Annotated in this window: 20 protein-coding genes; 8 read left to right on the top strand and 12 right to left on the bottom strand. The window is 41.6% G+C overall.

What is annotated here, in order from left to right:
• The first annotated feature begins 164 nt into the window (after nucleotides 1-164).
• From P3L56_RS03230 to P3L56_RS03210, 5 genes are all read left to right on the top strand, one after another.
• A complete protein-coding gene (locus P3L56_RS03230; protein ID WP_048608459.1) occupies nucleotides 165-701 on the top strand; it encodes an RNA polymerase sigma factor in 537 nt (178 codons plus the stop codon).
• Complete coding sequence (locus tag P3L56_RS03225) at nucleotides 701-1,687, top strand: FecR family protein (protein WP_272686200.1); 987 nt, start codon at nucleotides 701-703, stop codon at nucleotides 1,685-1,687. The genes P3L56_RS03230 and P3L56_RS03225 overlap by 1 nt, the downstream gene beginning before the upstream one ends.
• A 118-nt stretch (nucleotides 1,688-1,805) precedes the next feature.
• Nucleotides 1,806-4,577: a secretin and TonB N-terminal domain-containing protein gene (locus tag P3L56_RS03220; RefSeq protein WP_198861136.1), complete on the top strand. Its 2,772-nt coding sequence runs from the start codon at nucleotides 1,806-1,808 to the stop codon at nucleotides 4,575-4,577.
• A gap of 71 nt (nucleotides 4,578-4,648) precedes the next feature.
• On the top strand, nucleotides 4,649-6,355 hold the full coding sequence (locus P3L56_RS03215) for an ABC transporter ATP-binding protein/permease (protein WP_129466882.1): 1,707 nt from the start codon (nucleotides 4,649-4,651) through the stop codon (nucleotides 6,353-6,355).
• Nucleotides 6,345-9,125, top strand: coding sequence for a M16 family metallopeptidase (locus P3L56_RS03210; RefSeq protein ID WP_210790472.1), 2,781 nt, complete (start codon nucleotides 6,345-6,347; stop codon nucleotides 9,123-9,125). The genes P3L56_RS03215 and P3L56_RS03210 overlap by 11 nt, the downstream gene beginning before the upstream one ends.
• Nucleotides 9,126-9,196: 71 nt before the next feature.
• On the opposite strand, the gene P3L56_RS03205 is transcribed toward P3L56_RS03210, so the two are convergent.
• Entirely contained in the window at nucleotides 9,197-10,213 is a 1,017-nt protein-coding gene (locus P3L56_RS03205) for a hypothetical protein (protein ID WP_272686201.1), read from the bottom strand.
• A gap of 205 nt (nucleotides 10,214-10,418) precedes the next feature.
• On the opposite strand from P3L56_RS03205, the gene P3L56_RS03200 reads away from it, so the two are divergent.
• Complete coding sequence (locus tag P3L56_RS03200; RefSeq protein ID WP_166686103.1) at nucleotides 10,419-10,913, top strand: GNAT family N-acetyltransferase; 495 nt, start codon at nucleotides 10,419-10,421, stop codon at nucleotides 10,911-10,913.
• A gap of 58 nt (nucleotides 10,914-10,971) precedes the next feature.
• Here P3L56_RS03200 and deoD read toward each other — a convergent pair whose 3' ends face one another.
• The 10 genes from deoD to P3L56_RS03150 form a co-directional block, all read right to left on the bottom strand.
• A complete protein-coding gene (gene deoD / locus P3L56_RS03195; RefSeq protein ID WP_004914779.1) occupies nucleotides 10,972-11,688 on the bottom strand; it encodes a purine-nucleoside phosphorylase in 717 nt (238 codons plus the stop codon).
• A 705-nt stretch (nucleotides 11,689-12,393) separates the two neighbouring features.
• Nucleotides 12,394-13,617: a phosphopentomutase gene (gene deoB, locus P3L56_RS03190; protein ID WP_042849057.1), complete on the bottom strand. Its 1,224-nt coding sequence runs from the start codon at nucleotides 13,615-13,617 to the stop codon at nucleotides 12,394-12,396.
• Nucleotides 13,618-13,670: 53 nt separating this feature from the next.
• Nucleotides 13,671-14,993 (bottom strand): thymidine phosphorylase, encoded by a 1,323-nt coding sequence (deoA, locus tag P3L56_RS03185; RefSeq protein WP_071547692.1) that lies wholly within the window; start codon nucleotides 14,991-14,993, stop codon nucleotides 13,671-13,673.
• Nucleotides 14,994-15,041: 48 nt separating this feature from the next.
• The gene (deoC, locus tag P3L56_RS03180) at nucleotides 15,042-15,821 is read right to left on the bottom strand and encodes a deoxyribose-phosphate aldolase (protein ID WP_272686257.1); all 780 of its coding nucleotides are present in this window, start codon (nucleotides 15,819-15,821) and stop codon (nucleotides 15,042-15,044) included.
• A gap of 488 nt (nucleotides 15,822-16,309) precedes the next feature.
• The gene (locus tag P3L56_RS03175; RefSeq protein ID WP_173424848.1) at nucleotides 16,310-17,593 is read right to left on the bottom strand and encodes a NupC/NupG family nucleoside CNT transporter; all 1,284 of its coding nucleotides are present in this window, start codon (nucleotides 17,591-17,593) and stop codon (nucleotides 16,310-16,312) included.
• A 304-nt stretch (nucleotides 17,594-17,897) separates the two neighbouring features.
• Nucleotides 17,898-18,683 carry a TatD family hydrolase gene (locus P3L56_RS03170; protein ID WP_129466885.1) on the bottom strand — a complete coding sequence of 262 codons (786 nt, stop codon included), beginning with the start codon at nucleotides 18,681-18,683 and terminating at the stop codon, nucleotides 17,898-17,900.
• A complete protein-coding gene (locus tag P3L56_RS03165) occupies nucleotides 18,676-19,758 on the bottom strand; it encodes a patatin family protein (protein WP_129466886.1) in 1,083 nt (360 codons plus the stop codon). The genes P3L56_RS03170 and P3L56_RS03165 overlap by 8 nt, the downstream gene beginning before the upstream one ends.
• A 150-nt stretch (nucleotides 19,759-19,908) precedes the next feature.
• Nucleotides 19,909-20,319 (bottom strand): BON domain-containing protein, encoded by a 411-nt coding sequence (locus tag P3L56_RS03160; RefSeq protein WP_042849062.1) that lies wholly within the window; start codon nucleotides 20,317-20,319, stop codon nucleotides 19,909-19,911.
• Nucleotides 20,320-20,514: 195 nt separating this feature from the next.
• Nucleotides 20,515-22,104 (bottom strand): peptide chain release factor 3, encoded by a 1,590-nt coding sequence (gene prfC, locus P3L56_RS03155; RefSeq protein WP_042849063.1) that lies wholly within the window; start codon nucleotides 22,102-22,104, stop codon nucleotides 20,515-20,517.
• Between the two features lie 212 nt (nucleotides 22,105-22,316).
• Nucleotides 22,317-23,381 carry a tartrate dehydrogenase gene (locus P3L56_RS03150; RefSeq protein WP_042849064.1) on the bottom strand — a complete coding sequence of 355 codons (1,065 nt, stop codon included), beginning with the start codon at nucleotides 23,379-23,381 and terminating at the stop codon, nucleotides 22,317-22,319.
• 102 nt (nucleotides 23,382-23,483) lie between these two features.
• Between P3L56_RS03150 and P3L56_RS03145 the strand changes: the two genes are divergently transcribed.
• Together P3L56_RS03145 and P3L56_RS03140 are read left to right on the top strand one after the other, a co-directional pair.
• Nucleotides 23,484-24,401 (top strand): LysR substrate-binding domain-containing protein, encoded by a 918-nt coding sequence (locus tag P3L56_RS03145; protein ID WP_042849065.1) that lies wholly within the window; start codon nucleotides 23,484-23,486, stop codon nucleotides 24,399-24,401.
• 34 nt (nucleotides 24,402-24,435) lie between these two features.
• Nucleotides 24,436-25,341, top strand: a complete 906-nt coding sequence (locus P3L56_RS03140) for a helix-turn-helix domain-containing protein (RefSeq protein ID WP_042849066.1) — start codon at nucleotides 24,436-24,438, stop codon at nucleotides 25,339-25,341.
• Between the two features lie 43 nt (nucleotides 25,342-25,384).
• Here the strand turns inward: P3L56_RS03140 and P3L56_RS03135 are convergent, their stop codons facing one another.
• Nucleotides 25,385-26,338 (bottom strand): PDR/VanB family oxidoreductase, encoded by a 954-nt coding sequence (locus P3L56_RS03135; RefSeq protein ID WP_272686258.1) that lies wholly within the window; start codon nucleotides 26,336-26,338, stop codon nucleotides 25,385-25,387.
• Between the last annotated feature and the right edge of the window lie 15 nt (nucleotides 26,339-26,353).

The following is a 26,353-nucleotide window of genomic DNA, read 5'->3' as shown; positions in this document are numbered from 1 at the left end:
GCATAATACAAACAAAAATGATATTCATTATTATTAGTAAAAACACAGTCTGAAAAATAACCCATTGATTTAATTACAAAAGTAATCTGAGCAGATTATTAATCAGCACAATTCATCGGTCCCCACTCCTTGTTTGTGCATTTTATGATATTAACACCAGCAAAATGACTATTGATAAATCCCTTGCCCGCAAAATTAGCGGAGCATATCAGTCAACATATAGCCAGCTTGTGCGCTTTTTCCGCAATCGGCTAGATAACAGCAATGATGCTGATGATTTATCACAGGATGTGTTTACACTATGGCTTAATCGCAAAGAAAAAACACCAGTAAAAGAGAGCCGAGCTTACCTGTTTAAAATTGCTAATCATGTTTTAATTGATCACTGGCGACGCAACCAACGTCAAACGACATCAGAAACCCCCATTGATGAAGTCATACATGAATTCAATCTTGAACAAAGGCAAGCTGATCCCAGTGAAATTCTGGAACATCAGCAACGTATCCAGCTGTTAAGTGACGCTCTCGAAACATTACCCCCTCGCCGACGAGAAGCTTTTTTACTTTATCGTTTTGATGGGTTATCTCAAAGTGAGATTGCTGAGCGAATGGAAATTTCAATCAGTATGGTGGAAAAACATATTGCGGCAGCACTAGTTCATTGTAAAAAACACCTTGATAATCAGGGCAATAACCCGTAATGACACATAATTCTTTGCAAACATCAGATGATGCAAACCGTATTGATGAGGAAGCGGCGCTGTGGTTTACTCGCATGCACAGCCAACGCATCAGCGCACTTGAAACCGAGCAATTTAAGCAATGGCTCGCGGCTTCGTCTGAACATGCCAAAGCTTATGATGCGATTGCCGCTGTTTGGCGGGAGTTTGACATGCTCCCCCGCCCTGCCAGTGTCGAATTTACAGAGAAAAAACGCCCCTTTTTTCGCCTTTGGCGCCCTTTGGGGAATACCTTAGCGGCTTTTTTTATTGCTGCTGTTCTATTCTTACCCTACAGCCACCTGCCTTCAATGTTACTTAATAACATAACTTTAGTCGCTACAGACGCCCCTAAAGAAGTCACATTACCAGATGGCTCCCAGTTATTTCTTAACCGTAATACCCGTATTCATGTGGCCTACGAAACCCCAGTCCGTAATATTTTACTTGAAAAGGGAAACGTTTATTTTAAAGTAAAATCAAACCCTTACCGCCCATTCATTATCCAAGCGGATAAAAGACGCATTCAAGTCGTTGGCACTGAATTTGAAGTCAATAAAGTCGCACAGCAAGTTTCAGTGAATGTTAGCCAAGGCATTGTCAGCTTTGAAAATACTGACAATGGCCAGCCTATTTTTTTACTGGCGGGGGATAGCGCCGTTAGCCCTACGCCAAATAGCCAAATTACGCGCCAACATATTGACGCGTTAGAAGTTGCCCGCTGGCGTTTTGGTGAATTAGTATTTGTCGATAAACCGCTATCTGAGGTACTTGATGAATTAAGTGGCTATTCGTCAGCCCATGTCGAGCTTTCGCCAGCAAGTTTAGCCAAGAGTAAAATCTCTGGTCGTATTAATTTGCGCCACCCTGAACAGTTCTTTCAAGCTCTCCCATCATTATTACCCGTACAAGTCGTGTATCAAGATAAAAATAACATATTGATTATTCAGAATAAAAAAAATAAATGAAAAATATTTTCATTTGCAGGTGAGGATAATTCTCATTTCACCCTCTTCTTAAGTAGTCATTCTTTTAATGACGCATTTTTCGCACACTTTTTGTGCAGCTTAAGAATAAGGGATATCTATGTCAATTCAGTTTACTCAAAGCCGGTTAAGGCCGCTCGCTCTTGCTGTCGCAGTGAGTAGTGCCATTGTTTGTCAATCAGCTTCTGCGCAAGAACTTACCTTCTCTTTGCCAGAGCAACCCCTTGCTAAGTCTGTTGCTGAAATTAGCCGCCAAGGGCAAATCCAGTTGCTATATGATAAGAGCCAACTTAATGGCCTACGAGCACCTGCATTATCGGGCAACTACTCCGCACAAACCGCATTACAAAAAATACTTATCGGTAGCGGCTTAGAACTTGTCAATGAAAATGGTGTTTTTGTTATCCACCAGCAGAATTTAAACCAAGGCACATTGGTTTTACCGGAAACCCAAGTGTCTGGTGTGATACAAAACCACCCTGCGACCGATGTTATGTCAGCACCGCAATATGTGACTTCTGAAGAAATTAGCCAAAAAAATACGGGCGATGGCAATATCACCGATTTAATGAAGACTAATCCAGCAGTGCAATTTGCCAACAATGACAGTAATTCAATGAACCAAGGGGAAATCAAACCTTCCCGTATCTCAATCCACGGCTCAAGCAGCTACCAAAACGCCTATCGCCTTGATGGAGTAAGCTTTAACAACGATTTTGACCCCGCGGACAATGGTCTTGGTGAAACCTCAACCCGTTTGAGCAGTAGCGACCAAGGGATCTACATCGATAGCCGTCTTATCGACAGTATGACGGTGTATGACAATAACATTCCTGTCGAATTTGGTGGATTTACGGGGGGAACGGTAGAAGTAAATAGCCGCCGCTGGCAAGGGGAAAATAGCGCTCACGCGTATTATCGCTTAACCCGCTCCGGTTGGAACAACCTTTTCCACGATTCCACTCAAGGTATTGATACATCAAAAAATGACACATCCAATCCTGCTCGTTTCCAAAATCGCTATGATAAAAGTGACTTTGGTGGCTGGTTTGAAGCGGGTGTAACCGATAATTCAGGTATCGTATTTTCTGCCTCTCGCCGTAGTTCTACTATTCCAATGACTGTCGTTGGTGGTGAAGCTTATGTGCTTGAAAATAACCAAATCGTACCTTTTGACGGTTTTTACGGTAAAAAAAACCAGCGCCGTATCTCTGATAACTACTTTTTAAAATATTCGATAGATTTATCAGAGAAGAGTTCATTAGATTTGTCTGCCAATTATGCTAATTACGATAGCCGCCTCTTTTCATCAACGATTGCCAATTCAGGATATGACTCAACCCATGATGGGCTTGGCTTCACTGCTGTGTACAAACAAAAATTTGACCTCGGCCAGCTTGAAGTTACCGCAAGTACACAAGACCTGAAAGATGATCGTAAAAATGATCAAAAATACTCTCTAACAATACGTGCATTCGATGACAACTGGAACATGGTTGAACAAAACAGTGGCGGTTTAGGAGACTTGGAATCAAAACAAAAAACTCACGGCTTAAAAACCGTGATGCGCTTTGATCCTAAAGAAGATGCTTTAGGTTTAACTCATACTTCCACTTTAGGGGCTGAGGCGAATTATACCAAAGGGACTTATGTCCGAGATCGTGATTATTTCCGTTATACCTATACCGGAGAGATTGGGCTAGACAACATGTACTCAGGGTACCTTAGCAACATAACGCGTTTCCGCCAAGGCTCATATTCTGCAGATTATACCAACTATGCCATTTTTCTTGATGACAGTATTCAATATGGCAAATTAACGCTACGTCCTGGAGTTCGTCTCGATCGTGATGATTTTGTAAACCGTACCAATATTGCTCCTCGTTTAAGTGGGATCTACGATGTCTTTGGGGATGGCAAAACCCAAATTATTGCGGGGGCTAACCGTTATTATGGCCGCTCAATGCTGACTTATGCGCTATATGGTGCACAGAATGACGGTATGCAAAACTGTATGGCATATAGCGAATCAATGGCTTGTTCTCTAAATCCAAACAAAAATGATTGGGATAACCAAAAAGATTATGAGGGGCTGGAGTCATTAAAAACACCGTATAACGATGAACTTACTCTTGCATTACAACAAGATATTTTATCCACCACATGGCGTTTACAATATGTGCATCGTGAAGGTTATGATGAAGTCAGAAACCGTACCAAGTATGACAATCCCCGAGATCCAAATACACGCAGTATCCGTACTTTTGATAATGGCGGTCGCAGCTCACACGACACCGTAACCCTTTCCGTTAATAATAGCCAACCTTGGGAATGGGCTGATGCGTCTCATGTTATGACAGCGTCTTTCACATGGCAGCAAACAGAAAGTAATACGCCAAAAGATGCGGGTTACAGCTCATATGACCCTAGCAATCGCGTTAACCTCGATAAAGTCTCTTACAACGGCAAAATTATCGATGCATCAAAATTACCGTCTACCAGTTTTAACTCACCAATTAAACTTAATCTAGAGATGACCAGTGTTTGGGATGACTACGACGTCACTTGGTACAACCGGCTGCAATGGTGGGGATCTCGCTCTCAAGCCGTTCGCTATGACAATGCGTACGATTTTGACCCTGAATATGGTCAAGTTCGTAAATACACCAAACAACACTTCGCAAGTAAATACACATGGGATACTCGTCTAGGCTGGAAACCTGACTTCGCTTACGGTTTTGGCGTTTCAGTTGAAGTCAACAACGTATTGAATAATAGAAATATATCAGATCGTTTTACATACGATAACCGTGTCATTAAAGCCTATGAGCCGGGTCGTCAATTCTGGTTACAAGTGAATTATGATTTTTAAGTCATAGCTGCAATGTGAGCAATTAACACAATATTAATCATTAAATTAAAACAACAAATGAATAAAACGTCATGAAGACACTGAAACAATTTTTCTATTTAGTTAAACCTTTTTGGGGGCAGCGTGCTGCCCTTTTGTGCTGGATACTCCTGTTTGCCTCACTTGGGCTCACACTGTCCTCAGTTTGGTTCAACGTCAAAATGAATATGTGGAATGGGGACTTTTATAACGCCCTACAAAAACTCGACGGCCAAGCGCTGTATGGTTTATTGCAATACTTCGTGATCTTAGTCAGTGGACTAATTTTTGTCGTCGTGATGGGTAACTACCTAAAGCAAATGTTAATTATCCGTTGGCGCAAAGGCATGACCGAGCAAGTACTTAGCCGTTGGTTGTCACCGAACAGTAAACACTACCTACTAAGACTAACATCCCAAGAGCCCGATAACCCAGACCAACGTATCGCCGAAGATATTCGTTTACTGATTGAATCAACATTAAATTTAGTGGTGACATTCCTCCACTCAATGTTAACGCTGATTTCATTTGCTGCGATTCTTTGGACATTGTCTGGCAGCCTATCGTTTAATTTTGCCGATAGCGACTGGACCCTACCCGGCTATATGTTCTGGGCATGTATTATTTATACCCTAATTGGTATCGCGCTTACTCAATGGATTGGTTTTCCACTACGCCGTTTACATATGGATAAACAACGCCGTGAAGCCGATTACCGTAGTGCATTAATTAATTGTCGCCAACATGGCGATGCCATCGCAGGGCAACGTGGTGAGACCCAAGATAGAAAAGAACTGATGGGGCGCTTTGGTGAAATTATTAGTAACTGGAACCGCCTGATCCGCTGCGAACGAAACTTATCTTTCTACACTGTTGGTTACCAACAAGTCACCGCTTTAGCACCTGTATTACTCGCTCTTCCTAAATTCCTTGCGGGTGAAATTATGTTGGGTGGCTTAATGCAGCTACGCCAAGCGTTTACCAGTGTTGCCACTTCACTCGGTTGGTTTATTTTTGCCTATAAAGAAATCGCAGCATGGCAGGCAACGGTCTCCCGTTTATATAATTTTGTTGTTTTATTGGAAAACGATAACAAGGCTATAGTGACTCTCGACGAAAAATCGCCACCACTGCAGGCTAAATTATCAGTTTCTACCGCAGACAACCGCTGCTTAATTAATTCTGTGAATATAACTGCCAAGCAAGGCGAATTAACCTTGATTAGTGGCCGTTCCGGTATTGGTAAATCGACTTTATTACGTACACTTAGCGGACATTGGCCATTTTTTAACGGTACCATTACCCGAACAGAGCAAGTTATGTGGGTTCCACAGCGCCTTTATCTGCCCATAAGTCGTTTGGATAACCTACTGGCTTACCCTAAAACGACATCTCAATTCAGTCAGCAAGATTTTCAATATGCGTTAACTTTAGTTGGCTTAGAAAAACTGCATCATCAACTAGCACTCGAAACCGATTGGAATAACCGTTTATCTGGTGGGGAACAACAGCGGATTATGTTTGCGCGTTTATTGCTCAACCGACCAAAACTACTTTTATTAGATGAAACAACCTCGGCCCTTGATGACAACAGTGCTTTAGAGCTAATCGCCCTATTAAAAGCAGAGTTGCATGACAGTGCCATTGTCTTAGTAAGCCATCAAAGCTTTGTTGCTCAGTTTGCAGAACAACAACTGCATCTCACCGAACCTGTGAGTAAAGACCTTTTGAATACAGGAACACCTGAATATGCTTCATAAAATAGCCCTCACCATAATAGCCAGCCTAACGGTTATCGGTTGTGTATCCACCACCCCAACCTCAAACAACCGCTTACCAGTGCGCAATGACCTTCAGCACTATCAGCTTGAGAATGGACTGCAAGTTTACCTTCTACAACGTAATCAACCGGGCGTTGAGCTGCGTTTATTAGTCGGCAGTGGCTCATTACAAGAAAATGAACAGCAGCTTGGCCTTGCGCACTTTACTGAACATATGGCCTTTAAAGGCACCAAACACTTCCCGGGCACGACCGGTTTCAAGCAGCTTGAGCACCAAGGGTTAAAACTTGGTAGTCATGTTAATGCGATCACCAGTTTAAATTCCACGCTATATAAATTATCACTACCAGAAGCCTCGACAGCACAAGTTGCCATTGGCTTACAAGTAATGGCAGATTGGGCGTCAAATATGACATTTGACCAAGATGCTTTTGAAAAAGAACGTCCAGTGATTATCGAAGAATGGCGTTTACGCCAAGGAATGGGCTATCGCATCAACGATAGTTTAGAAAAATTACGTTACCACGGTAGCCGTTACGCTGAACGCAACCCCATTGGTTCATTAGATATCGTACGCAATGCCCCGATTGAGCAAGCGAAAAACTATTATCAAACATGGTATCAACCTCAACGAATGTCGCTATTAATTATTGGTGATTTTAATAGTTCATCAATACGCAATCAGGTTGATAATTTATTTGCACTCCCTAAACCCGAAAAAGTGGCAGAAGATAACCCACAATGGAAACAATTCGCCCATTCAACCAATATGTTAGTGCAAGGGGTGTTTGATAAAGAGCAAGGGGCGCGTTATGTGCAATTTGCGTTACAAAAGGATGTCAGCGCACCGCTAAATACGCGCTTAGGACAATCCGAAGATTTACTAGATAACCTCTGGTTAGCCATTTTAAATCAACGCTTTTCCGTCATAGTCGATAATGGCATCTTGCCCTCCATTAGTATCAATGAGCAAGGGTCGATGCTGGATAACCGACGCCTTCAACAGTTGATGATTATTCATCCAAAGGGTAACGATTACATCGGGGCAACCCAACTGTTATTCACTGAATTGCAGCGCTTAGCCACGGAGCCTGTAACTCCTGAAGAACTGGAAACGGCCAAACAAGCCATGCTGAAAAAATTCAGCCTGCAAGCGGCTTCAGAGCAACGTTATAGCAATGAATATATAGCAGGGCAACTGACAACGGCACTTGAATACGACATGCCAATGTGGAATAAACGCCAGCAGTTAGATAACAGCTACCAGTTGATAAAATCTGTCAAACCGCAGGACTTACAACAACATGTCGCTAAGTTCCTACAAACTGCCTCCCCGCGTTTAGCATTAATTGGCCCCGATACTGATGCCACGACAATGGACAAATCGGCATTTAATCAGCAATGGGTTAAAATACGCCAAAGCACACCAGGACCATTTACGTTGCGCTCCAAAGCGATTCAATTACAGCTACCTCAAGTTCCCAAAGGTGATATTGTTGAGCAATCTAAGCTGCCCGTTGAAAAAACAGAACATTGGACATTAAGCAATGGCATTCAGGTAATTGTTAAGGCAGATAAAAACCTGAAAGATGATATTCAGTTTAATTTGCAGCTTCCGGGAGGGCGTTCTTTAGAAACGGCTCAAACTTCGGGGTTAACTGATTGGGCGTTGAAGCTGCCAGAAAGCAGTGGCTACGGTAACTACAGTGCTCGTGATTTGGCTTTATTTGCTAAACAAAACCAAATTTCTCTGCGCCCTTATAGTGAATTACTGACTCACGGTTTTCGTGGTAAAGCGCCAGCTGATAACTTAGAAACCGCATTGCAATTGTTGCATTTAAAATTAACCGCACCGCAATTTAGCGGTGAGAAATTAGAACAACAAAAACAATCCTTAATATTGAACCTATCCAAAACCCCCGTAGAACGTACTTTCCTCGATAATATTAATCAAGAAAGCTATCACCACGGCGAACTATTAGTCATCAAACCACAAGGAAGCTGGCAACAATTTACGGCGCAACAGTTACAAAAAACCAACCGCCAACTAGTGACCTCTACAGCAGATATGACGTTGGTTATCTCAGGGGCCATAAACAGTCGTGACCTCAAACCAATATTAGAAAAGTGGTTAGCGTCTCTCCCTGCGAGCGACCAAAAACTAAAATCTCGTGACCAAGGCATCATGCCAAAAATGGCCAGTTTTAATAAAACTTATCCCATCAGTAGTAGTGATAAAAGCATGGTCAGCATTCAATTCGCCTCACCTGCGATGTGGTCACAGCAAGACCAACTTGCAATACAACTGATTGATACGATTGTTAGTCAGCGTTTACGTGGTGAGTTAAGAGAAAAAGCCAGTGGTATCTATGCGCTCGGTTTTTCACAAATGTTAGCGAAAAAACCACAGCCTTATTACCTTGCTCGCTTGAATTTCACCACCTCTCCAGAACGTGCTGAGGAAATGACGCAAATTGCCCAAAAAACGATTGGGCAAATTCGTCAAACCGGTGTGAGTGAAAAAGAGTTAACCGAAGCAAAAAATATTTGGCTGACAGAAAATGCACAAGTCACTGATAGTTCAAGTTATTGGACCGAAGCTCTGGCACAGATTGCCGCTGATGATGGGCAATACCAGCGTTTAAACCAACAGCAAAGTATTATTCATCAACTCACGGTTAAGGATATTAATCGTTTATCTCGTCAATACTTAGGGCAGAATTCAAAAGTGTTTATGATGACGCCTTAATTCAGTCATTAAGGTTAGAAAGCCAACAATATATTGTTGGCTTTTTTATCCAGCACTATCATTATTGCTATTCAAAAACAAAAGATTTTTTTTACCTCTAAATAAGCTTTTTTTATTTTTTTTATGAGAAAAAACAATTTACATTCAATAGTATTTAATAATCGCTCCCGTAAGCTTTTAGGTTTCTTCTTGAGATCATCGAATATACGGACAGGCTTGACTATTGCAGTCTTTATTTTTATATAATCACCAAGATTACTCTCAATTCTATTCAGCGTTGCCTGCGGTAAGATCTCAAATGCATATTCGTATAACTCATTTAGTTTCTTAATAAATACTTCTGGTTTCTCTTCTCTCTTCAAACTCAAAACATTCTCTCTAAAGTGAATAAATAGCTTATCGGGAACATCTTTTATTCTACTCATTTTAGAAATTGTTTCAGTTAATTTATTATATAACTGATTAGCAACATCAATCGGTTCTGGTATTTTTATAGTTTCTTTTGGTAGCGGAGGAAGAGGTTTTAAATCAATACATTGTGTATTTTTAGCTATCTCCATTGGTTCTTTTAAATAGCTAACAATGAATTCATTTGTAACATATTCTTTATCTATAAAAAGCTCATAAAAGTCATAAATTTTAATAACAACGTCATCCGAAGATTTCGTTTTTTTCATTTCTCTAATTGTTTCTTTAATGAGATCAATGCTTTTATTGTCTACTTTATTATTTTTCAATAAGCTATAGAAATTTTCTTCTATTTCATTTGGAATGGTAATCGCTTCCATCAATGGCGGCCATTCCGTCCTCTTAATGACTCTTATTCTATATTCATTTCTTTCAAGTCCAACTTGAGTTAGATTATTACCTTTCAATACACCGTGAAGAGGAGGCTCTGCATATTTAATATCATCAATATTATTTTTATTCTTTTCTCTTAGATTTATGGGCGATAATGTTGGAGTCTGTTTAATATTTTTAATTTGTTTAGTAACATATTTTTTAACTTTTTTTGGAGCACTCTTTATGTGAACTTTTTTCATTGTTAAACTAGTGAAAAAATTTTTTTTACTCATTGATTCAAGCATGATAATTCCTCTGAATAAATTACTGAACGCTATATAGCCAAAATCGTATATCTATTTATTATGTTGTGATATCAGATAGCGATTTTGTTTATTTTTAGTCACTCAATTTGTAATGCCTTTCATGACGTTGATGACTATCGATTGACAGATTATCGTTTTAATCTGATTAATATTCTTATAATAAATAACGATAAAGAGATTCTATATGAATAATGTAACCATCCGCAGAGCAACACTGGACGATGTCCCTGCAATCACCCAAATGCACGCTGACTATTCGGCATATGCCAACACATTGCAACTTCCTTATCCAAGCGAAAAAATATGGGAAGCCCGGCTAGGCACGAGTGATCCGTTGATAACACAATTTGTTGCCACTATTGATAAGGAAGTTGTAGGTTTGCTAGTCATTAGTCAGCCTAACCAAGTACGCCGTCGCCATGTCGCCACTTTCGGTATTACCGTCAGTGAAGCTCACCAAGGCAAAGGTATTGGCTCACAACTGATGCAAGTGATGGTGGATTATTGCGATAACTGGTTGAATGTGCGCCGTATTGAGTTAGAAGTATTTGCGGCAAATGGCAGTGGTGTTGGGCTATATGAAAAGTTTGGCTTTGAACTCGAAGGCCGCATGAGAGACTATGCGTTTCGTGATGGGCAATATGTCGATGCCGTGATGATGAGTAGAATCAAAAAATAGCGATAAAAAATGCCACACAATAGGTGGCATTTTAGTGCATAATGAAAACATCTAACGACTATTTATCGCCTAATAGCACTGAATCTAATGCAATTTCAATCATCTCATTGAACGTAGTTTGACGCTCTTCTGACGTGGTTTGTTCACCCGTTTTGATGTGGTCAGAAACGGTACAAATCGTTAATGCGCGCGCACCAAACTCAGCCGCCACACCATAGATACCTGCAGCTTCCATTTCAACCCCCAGAATGCCGTACTTTTCCATCACTTTAAACATATCAGGGTCTGGTGAATAGAACAGATCCGCAGAGAACAAATTACCAACGCGCACATTCACGTTTCTTGCTTTTGCTGCTTCAACCGCATTGTGGACTAAGTCATAGTCTGCAATCGCTGCAAAATCATTTTCTTTAAAACGTTGGCGGTTAACACGCGAATCCGTACAAGCGCCCATACCTATTACAACATCACGCAGTTTTACATCATCCATCACTGCGCCACATGAGCCCACACGAATAATCACTTTTACACCGAAATCGGTGATCAGCTCTTTTGCATAGATAGAGCATGAAGGGATCCCCATGCCGTGACCCATAACAGAGATTTTGCGACCTTTATAAGTCCCTGTAAAACCTAACATGCCACGCACATTATTGACTTGGCGAACATCCTGAAGGAAAGTTTCAGCGATGTATTTTGCACGTAATGGGTCGCCTGGCATCAAAACGACATCAGCGAAATCACCCATTTCTGCATTAATATGTGGAGTTGCCATGATTATTTCCCTTTAAACGATTAAATATTGTTAAATTAATAAGGTGGTCTCCCACCTTATTATTAAAAAAGATGGCAGCAAAGCCTTGCCCATTACCTTTAATTCCCCGCCATTACCCTAAATAATTTGAGTTGTAGCAAGGCGGCAAGCTAAACCATCCCTATGAGCATACACAAGTATGTGATTAGGGTGGTTTTGTACAGCCAACGAACTACAGCTAAAAGCATGACGACAAAACTCGCCCATCGCCCTTTAATTGCTCGAAATTACCCTAAATAATTTGAGTTGTAGCAAGGCGGCAAACAAAACCATCCCTATGAGCATACACAAGTATGTGATTAGGGTGGTTTTGTGCAGCCAACAAACTACAGCTAAAAGTATGACGACAAAACTCGCCCATCGCCCTTTAATTCCCCGCCATTACCCTAAATAATTTGAGTTGTAGCAAGGCGGCAAACAAAACCATCCCTATGAGCATACACAAGTATGTGATTAGGGTGGTTTTGTACAGCCAACGAACTACAGCTAAAAGCATGACGACAAAACTCGCCCATCGCCCTTTAATTGCTCGAAATTACCCTAAATAATTTGAGTTGTAGCAAGGCGGCAAACAAAACCATCCCTATGAGCATACACAAGTATGTGATTAGGGTGGTTTTGTGCAGCCAACACCGCTACAGCTCAAAGTATGACGGGTAATGGGTATTAGAGCATTGGCTTACCATACTCCATCGGAGACAAATCAAAGTATTTTGCAACTGTTTGCCCTATGTCCGCGAACGTTTCACGGTGGCCTAATGAGCCTGGTTTAACTTTCGGGCCATAAATCAGCACTGGGATATGCTCACGTGTATGGTCAGTACCTGGCCAGGTTGGGTCACAACCATGGTCTGCGGTTAAAATCAGAATGTCGTCTTCTTTAACCAGTTTCATTAACTCAGGTAAACGACGGTCAAATAGTTCTAATGCAGCGGCATAACCTGCTACATCACGGCGATGGCCATATGCGGAGTCAAAATCAACAAAGTTGGTGAATACAATAGTGTTATCACCCGCCAGCTTCATTTCTTCAACGGTCGCATCGAACAGTGCATCAATACCTGTTGCTTTGATTTTCTTAGTGATACCAACGTGCGCATAAATATCGGCAATTTTACCAATAGAAACGACTTCACCTTGTTTTTCATCAACTAATTTTTTTAATACTGTTGGAGCTGGTGGCTCAACTGCTAGGTCATGGCGGTTACCAGTACGTGTGAAGTTACCTGCTTTATCGCCAACGAATGGGCGAGCGATAACACGACCTATATTGTAACCACCTTTAGTTAGCTCTTCGCGAGCAATTTCGCACAGCTCATACAGTTTGTCTAAGCCATAGGTTTCTTCGTGACAAGCAATTTGGAATACAGAGTCTGCTGAAGTATAGAAAATCGGTTTCCCCGTTTTCATATGTTCTTCACCCAGTTGGTCAAGGATGACCGTACCTGATGAGTGGCAGTTACCCAAATAACCCGGTAAGTTGGCTTTTTTAACTAAGGTATCCAGCAATTCTTGTGGAAAACTATTTTCTTCATCAGAGAAATATCCCCAATCGAAAAGCACAGGCACACCTGCTATTTCCCAGTGACCTGATGGCGTATCTTTACCTGAAGAAATTTCGCTTGCATAACCGTATGCACCAATAATTTCTGCATTAGGATCTAACCCCGCAGGGAATGAACCGCTTGATTCTTCTCCTGCTTTACCTAAACCTAATTTAGTTAAGTTAGGTAAATGAAGAGGGCCTTTACGACCAATATCTGCTTCACCACGAGCACATGCATCTGCAATGTGGCCCAATGTGTTTGAACCTTCATCACCGAATTTATGCGCATCATGCGCTGCACCAATCCCAAAGGAATCTAAAACCATAATAAATGTGCGTTTCATATTTTTTCTCCCGCGGTACATTCAAGTCAACATACCACTAAAATCTCTGTTTATTACTCGCTGATTTGGCGATATACCATCGGTGTTTCTTGTGGAGCTTTATCTCCAATCACCATTGCATCCCGCACTTCTTTCGCAGCGTCTTCCCATGCTTTTTCACTGTTCGCATGGATAATAGCTAATGGCGTTTGTGTATCTACTTTAGAACCTAACGCCGCGATATCACTCAAACCAACACTGTAGTCAATTGGGTCTGACGCTTTACGGCGTCCCCCACCTAACGTCACGACTGACATACCTAATGCACGGGTATCCATATGTGTGACAATACCGTCTTTTGGTGCATAGACCGCTTTGCTTAATACTGCGGTTGGTAGGTATTTATTGTAATTTTCAACAAAATCAACTGGCCCTTTTTGAGCCGCAACCATGCGCCCAAAGACTTCAGCAGCTTTGCCGTTATCCAATACCGCTTGTAACTTCTGGCGTGCTTCATCACGATTAGCCGCTAATGATCCAGACACTAACATTTCAACACACAGTGCCATAGTCACTTCATACAAACGTGGGTTACGGTATTCACCTGTTAAAAATTGTACGGCTTCACGCACTTCAACCGCATTACCTGCACTTGATGCCAATACTTCATTCATATCAGTCAATAACGCGGTTGTTTTGCAACCAGCGCCATTTGCGACCTTAACGATCGATTCTGCAAGTTGCTCGGATTTTTCATAAGTCGGCATAAATGCTCCGGAACCAACTTTGACGTCCATAACAAGAGCATCAAGGCCTTCCGCCAGCTTTTTACCTAAAATTGATGCGGTGATCAGCGGAATTGAATCAACTGTTGCCGTAATATCACGGGTGGCATAGAAGCGTTTATCTGCAGGTGCTAATGAGTTTGTTTGGCCAATAATGGCAACACCTACGTCTTTGATAATGTCACGAAAACGGGAATCATCAGGGAAAATATCGAAATTTGGAATTGCTTCGAGTTTATCTAATGTACCACCAGTATGACCTAAACCACGGCCTGAAATCATCGGAACATAACCACCACACGCTGCAACCATAGGGCCAAGCATCAGTGAAGTCACGTCGCCTACTCCACCAGTCGAATGTTTATCGACTAATGGGCCATTCAGGTTAAGTGATTTCCAATTAAGAACTGTCCCTGAGTCACGCATTGCCAATGTCAGAGCAACGCGTTCAGGCATCGTCATATCATTAAAATAGATAGTCATTGCTAATGCAGCAATTTGACCTTCTGATACTGAATTATCACGAACACCATTGATAAAGAAACGAATTTCTTCTTCACTTAGTGGTTTACCATCGCGTTTTTTACGAATAATTTCTTGTGCCAGAAACACGATATACTCCTTTAAAGTCGAATTTATCGGTTAACAATATTGCGAAAATTAATAATTGCTGCTTGATTTTTTAACGTCAAAACCTAGCGTATTTAATAAATTTGCTAATAAGCTTGATGCGCCAAAACGGAAATGGCGGCTATCAGCCCAATCGTCACCTAAAATTCTTCCTGCTAATGCTAAGTAATCTGCTGCTTCTTCTGCAGTACGAACGCCACCAGCCGGTTTAAAACCAACCGTTTTGGCTACGCCCATATCGTGGATCACTTGCATCATGATTTCTGCACTTTCTAATGTTGCATTAACAGGCACTTTACCTGTTGATGTTTTAATAAAATCAGCGCCAGCTTTAATTGAAATTTCAGAAGCTTTGCGGATCAATGCCGCCTCTTTTAATTCACCGGTTTCAATAATCACTTTCAGCAACACATTTGCCGCAGCACAAGCCTCTTTACAGGCTTTCACTAAATCAAAACCAATTTTTTCATTCCCCGCGATCAGCGCACGATATGGGAAAACCACGTCAACTTCATCTGCACCATAAGCAATCGCCGCTTTAGTTTCAGCTAATGTGATTTCGATGTCATCATTACCATGAGGGAAGTTCGTTACTGTCGCGATACGGACGTCTGGAGTACCTTGTTCACGTAATGTTTTACGTGCAATAGGGATAAAGCGAGGATAAATACAGATTGCAGCTGTATTACCTGCTGGGCTTTTCGCCTGATGGCATAATGCGATCACTTTTGCATCAGTATCGTCATCATTTAAAGTGGTTAAATCCATCAGGGTCAGCGCGCGTTGTGCGGCTGCTTTTAAATCAGTCATATAACTCTCCAACGTTGTTAATTCTTCAGAACGACACGTTCTTTGTTGGCGAGCGGGCTTGGTTCCTTAAAGATGCTAGTCGGATACTTTCCGAACTGAGCAGCTGAGATCCTTCTCACCGCATCATGCCCTAGAGTAACTTTACTCTGAGAACTAGCAGTTCCATAGCAGCTTACTAATGATAGTAGACCATGGAATAGCGTTATTTTATGTGCTACAAATCACATTAATCGACTGAATGTTACATTATTAAAATAATAAATGTGATACAGATTACAATTATACCTAATCTGACGGCCATTTTATTCTCTCAAATGGCTTTTCGATACATGCTTTATCATTAATTTACTACGTTAAGAGTAGTTGAAAATTTTCGATTGATATAAAAATTCACAAAAGAATATAACGCATCAAATTAAAAACGGAAGGACAAGAGCCCTTCCGTTATATTTGTTTAAGAGAGCCAGCTTTTGCCCCTCGAAACAACATCAAGCAACTGCCGCTGCACCTAAAGTCAGGAAGAAGCCTGCAATTGTTGCGCTCATTAAGTTAGACAGTGTACCTGCCATAACCGCTTTCATACCTAAGCGTGCGACATCACCGCGGCGACTTGGCGCCATTCCGCCCAAACCACCTAATAAGATAGCGACAGATGATAAGTTAGCAAACCCACACAGCGCAAAAGAAATAATCGCTTTTGTATGGTCAGATAACACTTGTTTACCCGCGGCTAAAACCTCAGCATCTGCCTTCATGTACTCACCAAAGTTCATGAATGCAACAAACTCATTCACAACAATTTTTTGGCCAATGAAAGACCCTGCGACTGTCGCTTCGCTCCATGGCACCCCAATGAGAAATGCAATCGGTGCGAACAACCAACCGAGTAATAGCTCCAGTGATAATTGAGGATAATCAAACCAGCCACCAATTCCACCTAAAATACCATTAATTAACGCGATCAACGCGATAAAAGCCAATAACATTGCACCCACGTTCAGCGCAAGTTGCATCCCTGATGAAGCCCCTGAAGCGGCTGCATCAATAATGTTAGCAGGGCGCTCGTCTTCAGCAACTAAATCCGTCGCATCAACTCTGTCTTTAACATCTTCTGTTTCTGGTACCATCAGCTTGGCAAATAATAGCCCACCCGGTGCTGCCATAAAGGATGCAGCTATCAGGTATTCCATTGGGACGCCCATTTGAGCATAACCCGCCAATACTGACCCTGCAACAGATGCCAAACCACCACACATGATGGCGAATAGCTCAGATGTTGTCATTGTTGCGATATATGGGCGTACCACCAGTGGCGCTTCTGTTTGACCAACAAAAATATTCGCTGTGGCTGATAACGATTCTGTTCTGGAGGTTCCTAAGACTTTTTGCAGACCACCGCCTAATACCTTAATCACTAACTGCATGATGCCTAAGTAATAAAGAACCGCAATCAGTGATGAGAAAAAGACGATGATAGGCAGCACGCGAAAAGCAAAAATAAAGCCGCCGCCACCAAATAATTCAAACATTTTATCGGAAACAAGGCCCCCAAAGATGAAACTCATCCCATCTTGACCATAACCAATAACTTTAGAAACAGCGTCAGACATTCCTTGGAGCACACTACGCCCCGCGGGAACATAAAGGACAAATGCGCCAATAACAAGTTGGATTAAAAATGCACCACCGACTGTGCGGAGTCGAATAGCCCGGCGATTGCTAGAAAATAGGACGGCTATCGCGATAAGCACCGCCATTCCTATAATACTCATAATGAGCTGCATGGAAGGATCCCTGTTCACTTGATTTTAAATTGATATATAAGGAAACGTGTACGTCACCTTGTCTCTTAGTTTGATGATTATACCTAGTCATCATGAATAACCCGCAATACTCATCACAAATACGTGGTGCAATAAACAATAAAAATTCAAATAATGTGACAAAAATCACAAACAAGACTCGGTTTAGTCTGGAAAGGCACTAAACATCTCATCAACCAAAGCAAAATATGAATGGAGCAAAATAGATAGGTAGCAAGCTTACATAAATATTATTTATCGTTTATTTGCGGTTTTACTCCGTTAGATTAAATAACGACAAACTATTGTTGTAAAGTTGTTGGGCAATTTCTGCGGGGGATTCGTGGCGAAGTTCACATAATGCACGAAAAACCCATTGAATACGTTCTGGCCGATTTGGCTCGCCTTGAAAACCTGACACTGGCATGTCCGGTGCATCCGTTTCTAGCAGTAACGAGGAAAGGGGTAAATTAGATATCACATTACGTGTTTTATTGGCTCTTTCATAAGTAATCGTCCCACCAACACCAATATAATAGCCAAGTTTAACAAAAGCTTGTGCTTGAGATAAGCTCCCTGCAAAGCCATGAATAACACCACGAGCAGGGACATCCATACGGCGCAATATCGCCGCTAGCTGATCGTGGCTTTTTCGTGAATGCAAAATAACAGGTAAATCGAATTGTTTTGCCAGCCTTAATTGTGCAGAAAGTATTTTTTGTTGATGCTCGAACTGTGGATTTTGCATGTAAAGGTCTAACCCTATCTCCCCTATCGCCACACAGTTTTTATCTTTTTTATTAAGGTAATCGACTAAAATATCAATGTGTTGATCTTGATACTGGCTTAAGTACAACGGGTGAAAGCCCATCGCGGCATACAACGATGAGTGCTGCTGTGCGAGTTGCCACACGCGTGCAAAATTATCGACACTGACAGTTGGAATAATAATCTTACTCACCCCATTTTGCTTAGCAAGCGCTAAACTGTCAGTAAATGCATCACTGAAAGGTGGGAAATCAAAATGGCAATGGGTGTCAATAAACCGCAGATTATCCATCTAGCTTCTCACTAGCTTGCATCCCTTTTAGGGGCTGTACAGCCATTGTAGGGACTAAATCTCGATGTTCTTCTGGCTCGATTTGTATATCAATCGGGTTTAATTCTATTTTTTGCTCTAAGGTACGGCTAAATCTACGCCTATTTTCAATAAACGCATCCCCAAGTGCCGCCATAAAATAGCGGCCGCATCGTCTACCCGTATGATAATCTTGGTTCAATGAAGAAACTTTACTTCCCAGCGCACTGCTCTTGAGTGGAACCGGTGGGTAAATTTCAAAGATCTGTACATCCTTAGGTGGATTTTCAATAAATTCCTGCGTCTTACGGTAGCTTTTAAGGTGAATTTTTAACATTGCAGCCATGCGCTGCAAGCCATTACTATCCCCCTCTAACCAGCGAGTCATTCTTTTCACCCATTCAGGCGTAAAATACATTTGTGATGGCACTGTACGGATCACAACAATCGTCTCAGCACCACGATGATAAGCCTCTTCAACAGGAACCGCCGCGCTGATCCCACCATCGAGGTACAAAGTCCCACCAAGCTCAACACCTGTTCGATAAAAACCAGGAATAGCGCTCGAAGCACGGATAATATCTAACCAAGAATCTGCTGTAGGTTGTAAGAACTCAGCCATAAAGTCATCGCTGCGGCTTGTCCCCATATAGAACTCGCGCCCTGATGCAAGTAATTCAAGCCCTGCTTGCATCCGCAATGGTAATTCTTTTGCCGTTGTTTCAACTAACCAGTCAAGGTCAATAAGGTGCCCCCCACGAATAAACCGTAGTGGGTTAAAGAAAGCAGAATTGGTGGTATAGCGAGTAATCACTCGTCGTGCATAACCTGCTTGGCCGCAGATATAAGCAGAAAGATTTTGTGCCCCAGCAGAGGTACCAATCATTAAGTCAAAAGGATTAAAATCGGAAATTAAAAACTCGTCCAGTACGCCCGCAGTAAAAATCCCTCGTTGCCCACCACCTTCACATATCAGTGCGGTTTTCCCCGAGTTAATGTTGTCTAAAAATGCGAGGGGCTCAATAGTGCCCAATGTCACTGCGACGTGTTTCCCCATACTACCCCTTAATCCGTTATTTCTTGTATTTTTGACTAAAGGCTCTCAAGCCACCTAAAAATAGAATGAGCCTTCTAACGAAAGCCCATTCTAACGGATCTGTATAATAAATATTCAGCAATTTGCGCTATTGATACATTTATTTACCAATCAGTTGGCAAGCACCAGACCATTTTGGACTGATTTCACCCCATTAACTTGTGATGCCACCAGTACAATTTTGTCAATTTGATCCGTCGAGGTGACAAAACCTGATAAATAAACCACTCCATTAACGGTTTTCACTGATACATTATTACTCGAAATACCTTTCGTACCGAGTAGTTTTCCTTTCACATCAGCGGTGATCGCAGAGTCATCAATATACTCACCCGTATTTTTTGCACCGCTCGAAATTGCATTTCCTGTATCTTTACCCGCCATTTCAACGGTTTTTGACGCGCTGTCCCACGTTTCTGAAGCTTGTTTTTTCAAAGCGCTATCTGATGATGAGCTACAAGCCGTGAGCGCCCAGCTCAACCCAATAACCCCCAAACAGCTTAATAGCGTTGCTTTTTTCATAAAAAACCTTCCTTTCACTGTGATGGACTAACTAATAATATAGCCTAAGTAAAAAAACGTTAAAAATAAAGAGAAAGAAGACAAAGACAGAATATTCTTGATGCAAATGCGATAAAAAACAGAAAAATAGGCTTTAAAAGAAGGTCGAAAGAAGATCCCCCGCTACAAAACTAGTAGCGGGAGAGAAAAAACGTATTAGTGTTCGCGTGTTTTACGGAACCTAACATCAGGGTAGCGTTCACTAGTGAGATTTAAGTTCACCATTGTTGGCGCAATATAAGATAGGTTATCACCGCCATCAAGTGCTAAATTTTGCTCATTTTTACGTTTAAATTCTTCGAATTTTTTCGCATCGTCACACTCAACCCAACGAGCTGTAGAAACGTTTACGGCTTCGTAAATAGCTTCTACGTTATACTCGCTTTTCAGACGTGCCACTACCACATCAAATTGCAACACACCGACCGCGCCAACAATTAAGTCATTATTGGTTAACGGACGGAAAACTTGTACCGCACCTTCTTCCGAAAGTTGAACAAGGCCTTTTAACAGTTGCTTTTGTTTTAATGGGTCACGTAAACGAATACGGCGGAACAATTCAGGTGCAAAGTTAGGGATACCCGTAAACTTCAACTCTTCACCTTGTGTAAAGGTATCACCGATTTGGATAGTCCCATGATTATGTAAGCCAATAATATCCCCCGCATAAGCATTCTCAACTTGAGAGCGGTCACCAGCCATAAAGGTTAAGGCATCAGAAATTACCACATCCTTTTTAATACGCACTTGACGTAGTTTCATGCCTTTTTCATAAGTACCTGAAACAATACGCATAAATGCAACACGGTCACGGTGTTTCGGGTCCATATTAGCTTGGATTTTGAACACAAAGCCCGTAAATTTTTCTTCTGTTGCTTTCACTTCACGCAAATCTGTTTTACGCGCTTGTGGTTGTGGAGCCCATTCGACTAGCCCGTCTAACATATGGTCAACACCAAAGTTACCTAAAGCCGTACCAAAAAATACCGGGGTTAACTCACCTTGCAAAAATGCTTCATGGTCAAATTCATGGGATGCGCCTTGAACAAGCTCAAGTTCATCACGTAATTGGGCTGCCAGTTCGTCTCCCACAGCAGCATCCAATTCAGGGTTATTTAACCCTTTAATAATGCGAATTTCTTGAATTGTATGGCCTTGACCTGTTTGGTATAGGATGGTTTCATCACGCAGTAAGTGGTAAACACCTTTGAATAATTTACCGCAACCTATAGGCCATGTGATTGGGCAACAGGCAATTTTCAGCTCGTTTTCCACTTCATCCATTAATTCCATTGGGTCGCGAATATCACGGTCCAATTTATTCATGAATGTTAAGATTGGCGTATCACGTAAGCGAGTAACTTCCATCAGTTTACGTGTCCGGTCTTCAACCCCTTTACCTGAGTCAATAACCATCAAGCAGCAGTCAACCGCAGTCAACGTCCGGTAAGTGTCTTCCGAGAAATCTTCATGCCCTGGGGTATCAAGTAGGTTAACAAGGCAATCGTTATAAGGAAATTGCATGACAGAGGTAGTAATCGAAATACCACGCTGCTTTTCCATTTCCATCCAGTCGGATTTAGCATGCTGGTTAGAACCCCGGCCTTTTACCGTACCAGCCCGTTGAATAGCATGCCCGAACAATAACACTTTTTCAGTGATTGTGGTTTTACCCGCATCGGGGTGGGATATGATAGCAAACGTTCTACGTGTGCTAACTTCATGGAGAAAGTTCTGATCTGTCATTTAACCGTTCTTTTCGTTTATATACAGATTTGTATAGGCATTCGAAGAGGCTTGATTTGGCTCTAAGCGCAGCAAATCCGTTTTGTTAATCAAAATTGGTGGATATTTTCGCAGATCTTGGGGGTATTAACAATCAAAGCATCGAGGTACACGTAAAACAGTACCTCGACCCTGTAGCAAATTAGCTAAATGATAACAATATAAACCACTGGTTAAAGCGCCACTAAGTGAGCAATTTCCTCTCCAAGTGCTTGTGTACTGGCATCCCCCCCCATATCACGAGTTAAGTTCCGGCGCTGTTTAATCGCAGTTTCCACTGCGCTCATAATAGTATCGTGGATATCTTGGCAGCCTAAATGCTGCATCATCATGGCTGCGGCCCAAATAGTACCGATTGGGTTTGCAATATTTTGCCCTGCAATATCTGGCGCAGAGCCATGAACTGGCTCAAACATTGATGGAAATTCTTTTTCAGGGTTAATATTTGCAGATGGTGCAATCGCAATCGTGCCAGTACAAGCAGGCCCTAAATCAGACAAAATATCACCAAATAAGTTTGACCCAACAATCACATCATAAAACTCAGGCATTCGAACTAAGTTGGCAGCAAAAATATCGATATGGAATTGGTCGACTTTAATTTCTGGGTATTGTTTTGCCATTTCAGCTACCCGACTGTCCCAATAAGGCATTGAATGAAACAAACCATTCGATTTAGTCGCGGAACTTAAATGTTTTTTGTCGCGCGATTGTGCTAAGTCAAACGCATATTTTAAAATACGGTCGGTACCTTTACGGGTGAAGATACTTTGCTGCAACACCATTTCTTCATCAGTACCTTCATATTGAATACCACCAATAGCCGAATACTCACCCTCCACGTTTTCACGCACCACATAAAAATCAATATCTCCGGGGTTTTTATCCGCAAGTGGGCACTTGATGCCATCAAACAAACGTACGGGGCGAAGATTCACATACTGGTTAAATGCGCGACGAATTGGCAGTAATAACCCCCACAAAGAAATATGATCAGGCACCCCAGGGAAACCAACCGCCCCTAAAAAAATAGCATCAAATTTTTTCAATTGTTCTAAGCCATCTTCAGGCATCATACGCCCCGTACGATGGTAAGTTTCACATGACCAATCAAAATACGTAAAGTTAAGCTTTATATTATGTTTACTCGCTGCCGCTTCTAAAACTTTTATCCCCTCAGGGATCACTTCTGTACCGATGCCATCACCTGGGATTACTGCGATATTAAATTGTGACATAGTGAAAACCTCTGATAAATGAATTGGGTATGTTTGTTCTCCAGTTTATGGCTTGCTGTGATAAAGTATAGGCATGAAGTGTAATCCTTAGGTTTACAAACTATGAACAAGCTCCCAGCATTAGAGGATATCCGCGTTTTTGTGACTGTTGCGCGCCTAATGAGTTTTTCTCAAGCAGCTCAGCAACTGTTGGTTTCCCCTGCTTATATCTCTAAACGAATTAAATTGCTCGAAGAAAATTTAGGGCAAATATTATTTTTTAGGACTGCTCGTTCAATTAAACTCACCCATGAAGGGCAGATAATTTTACGCAGTAGTGAAGCGATGTTAGCAGAACTTGAACATATGCAAGAGCAGCTTAATGCATGTCGAGAAGAGATCCGTGGCTCGCTTCGCATTAGTTGTAGCACCGGGTTTGGTAGTACATACATTAACCCGTTCATCCTCACATTACGGGAAAGTTACCCTTTACTAGGGATTGACCTTACACTGACAGATAAATCCGTCGATATTATCAATGAAAATATTGATGTTGATATTTGTATCGGAGGCGCCATTTCCGAGCAATTCATTGCTAGACGTATCGCCCATAACCAGCGGGTTTTATGCGCATCACCAAGCTATTTGGCTAAATATGGCTACCCTAAATATCCGCAACAGCTTGAGCAAAAACACTTGTGCATTGCTATCAAGGAACGCAACCAAGCTCCAGCTGTTTGGAAACTTGAGCAGCAACAAGAAAGTATGACAGTCACACCGAACAGTAAGCTGACCGTCAATAATGGTGAAGTGGCCAAACAATGGTGTTTAAGTGGCGAAGGCATACTGCTGCGCTCCCTATGGAGCGTGCTTCCCGAATTGCAATCTGGTCAATTGATACGTGTTTTACCACAATGGCACCAAACAGCAGATGTTTATGCTGTTTATTCGAGAAGTATCCGAACTAGTGCTAATCTTAGAGTGTTTATTGAAAATTTAGAGCAATTCCTCACCAACAATTTACACCATGAACGCACTTAATTAAGTTTTATTAGCAAAAGGTGGATATGCATTGATGATAGAAGCAGAGACATTCAAAGAACGTTTATTAAAACTGCTAAAACAGAAAAAAATGAGCCAATTAAAAGCAGCTGAAGCCCTTGGTGTCTCAAGAACCGCGGTCAATAAATGGACAAAAGGTGGCATGATAGATGAAGATAACCTTGAAAAACTCGCCACACTATTGGATGTCGACAAAATTTGGTTGAAATACGGTGAATACACCAATAGCCTAATTACTGTCACCAATGCAGGGGTCATGCGTAATATAAATGAAGTCCACCTCCAAGAATCTGCGGATATCGTCACATGGGAATGGGACTTAATGAGCGGAGAGCTCAATTACTCTGATAACGTTGAAGCCGTTTATGGCATCAAAATCACCAGTAATGAAGATTTCTGGGCATTAATGGATCACCACTCTAAAGAAAAACTGGTTAATGGTTATTCCAAAATCATCCGCGAAGGTGGAGCCCATGAAATGGATTTCAAAATTAACTGGGAAGGTGAATACCGCTGGATAACATCTCGTGCCACAGGTGTTCGGGGTTCAAATGGAAAAGTAACTAAATTAGTCGGGATTAGCTTAGACAATACTGAACGTAAAAATAATGAATTACGCTTACGTAAAATCAAATGCTACTTTGATGTTTTACTTTCTCATTTCAATCATCTTGTTGTTTTCACAGACAAAGCGGGTGAAATTTTAGCCAGTAATTTAAACAGCCTCTCATCTGAAATAGACTACCTCGACCTACAACGCTTATTGTATCAATTAGTCATTAGTCATAAATCATGGCTAGATGAAGTACTCGATACTGGCCGAGGGCAGGTTGTTTTTCAAGATAAACAAATTACAGCTTATCAACATGTTAATGATGAACAGCAGATATTTTTAATGTTTGAGTTAAAAGATATCTGAGTGGTTAATCATTGCCCCATTGGGTAATCATGGGGCAACCCGGTTATAGGTCAAGCACTAGCCGCTTAGTTTTGGCGCGAGACACACACAGCATCATGGTTTTTTGCTGCGCTTTTTCATCATCATCAAGGTATAGGTCTCGGTGGTCTGCCTCCCCTTCTAATATTGCCGTTTCACAAGTACCACAGACTCCATTACGGCATAAACATTCCACATTAATGCGCTTATCTGCTTCGATTGCCTGTAATATAGACATATCTTCACCAACAACTAAGCTAATCCCTGAACGCTGAAAATGCACTTCAAATGACTCACCTTCACTCGCGACTTCGCCAAAATTTTCAAAGTGAATCTGTGACTCGCCAAGATGTTTTTGACCTTCTTCAATCACATTATTAATTAATGATTCCGGACCACATACATAAACATGACTATGACTTGGTTGGCTTTTGATTAACTGCTCAACTGACATTCGCTGCCCTTGGCTGCTATCGTATACATGCAATCGGTCGCCAATACGCTCTTGTAAATGTTCGACAAAAGCCGCCGTTTTGCGGTCACGAAAACAGTAATGGAGTTCAAAATCCATATTGCCGTGCTCTAACTCATATAAATAAGAAAGAAATGGCGTAATACCGATCCCTCCAGCGATCAAAACATGCTTACACTTGCTGTTTTTCTCAAGCGAGAAAAAATTCTGGGCAGGGGATAAATATAAACTATCCCCTAAAGATAACTGCTCATGCATAAAAGCTGAGCCACCTTTTGAATTTTCATCACGCAGAACAGAAATGCAATAACTCCCACAGTGTTGCGGATCACTAATGAGTGAATACGCACGCTGTAAGCCAGCCTCTCCCCCCATATGAACGGTAACATGGCTTCCCGCACTAAAGGGCATAAAAGTACCGTCCTGTGCAACGAATTCGAACATTTTGATGTTTGGGCTAACCTTCTCTATTCGGCTAACATTTACCGCGATTTTTGCTTGGTTCATCACTGTTCTCCTTCC

It is taken from the genome of Providencia sp. PROV024 (assembly GCF_032709665.1).
Classification (GTDB): Bacteria; Pseudomonadota; Gammaproteobacteria; order Enterobacterales; family Enterobacteriaceae; genus Providencia; species Providencia huashanensis.
The sequence above is the reverse complement of the archived record's forward strand: the minus strand, read 5'-3'. Positions and strand labels throughout refer to the sequence as shown.

Coding starts and splice junctions, on each gene's coding strand:
- deoB (WP_042849057.1), bottom strand. CDS start 13,617: ATGAAACGCACATTTATTATGGTTTTAGATTCCTTTGGGATTGGTGCA.
- P3L56_RS03210 (WP_210790472.1), top strand. CDS start 6,345: ATGCTTCATAAAATAGCCCTCACCATAATAGCCAGCCTAACGGTTATC.
- P3L56_RS03170 (WP_129466885.1), bottom strand. CDS start 18,683: ATGGATAATCTGCGGTTTATTGACACCCATTGCCATTTTGATTTCCCA.
- P3L56_RS03225 (WP_272686200.1), top strand. CDS start 701: ATGACACATAATTCTTTGCAAACATCAGATGATGCAAACCGTATTGAT.
- P3L56_RS03160 (WP_042849062.1), bottom strand. CDS start 20,319: ATGAAAAAAGCAACGCTATTAAGCTGTTTGGGGGTTATTGGGTTGAGC.
- deoC (WP_272686257.1), bottom strand. CDS start 15,821: ATGACTGATTTAAAAGCAGCCGCACAACGCGCGCTGACCCTGATGGAT.
- P3L56_RS03205 (WP_272686201.1), bottom strand. CDS start 10,213: ATGCTTGAATCAATGAGTAAAAAAAATTTTTTCACTAGTTTAACAATG.
- P3L56_RS03200 (WP_166686103.1), top strand. CDS start 10,419: ATGAATAATGTAACCATCCGCAGAGCAACACTGGACGATGTCCCTGCA.
- P3L56_RS03220 (WP_198861136.1), top strand. CDS start 1,806: ATGTCAATTCAGTTTACTCAAAGCCGGTTAAGGCCGCTCGCTCTTGCT.
- P3L56_RS03165 (WP_129466886.1), bottom strand. CDS start 19,758: ATGGGGAAACACGTCGCAGTGACATTGGGCACTATTGAGCCCCTCGCA.
- P3L56_RS03175 (WP_173424848.1), bottom strand. CDS start 17,593: ATGAGTATTATAGGAATGGCGGTGCTTATCGCGATAGCCGTCCTATTT.
- P3L56_RS03215 (WP_129466882.1), top strand. CDS start 4,649: ATGAAGACACTGAAACAATTTTTCTATTTAGTTAAACCTTTTTGGGGG.
- P3L56_RS03150 (WP_042849064.1), bottom strand. CDS start 23,381: ATGTCACAATTTAATATCGCAGTAATCCCAGGTGATGGCATCGGTACA.
- prfC (WP_042849063.1), bottom strand. CDS start 22,104: ATGACAGATCAGAACTTTCTCCATGAAGTTAGCACACGTAGAACGTTT.
- P3L56_RS03140 (WP_042849066.1), top strand. CDS start 24,436: ATGATAGAAGCAGAGACATTCAAAGAACGTTTATTAAAACTGCTAAAA.
- deoD (WP_004914779.1), bottom strand. CDS start 11,688: ATGGCAACTCCACATATTAATGCAGAAATGGGTGATTTCGCTGATGTC.
- P3L56_RS03135 (WP_272686258.1), bottom strand. CDS start 26,338: ATGAACCAAGCAAAAATCGCGGTAAATGTTAGCCGAATAGAGAAGGTT.
- P3L56_RS03230 (WP_048608459.1), top strand. CDS start 165: ATGACTATTGATAAATCCCTTGCCCGCAAAATTAGCGGAGCATATCAG.
- P3L56_RS03145 (WP_042849065.1), top strand. CDS start 23,484: ATGAACAAGCTCCCAGCATTAGAGGATATCCGCGTTTTTGTGACTGTT.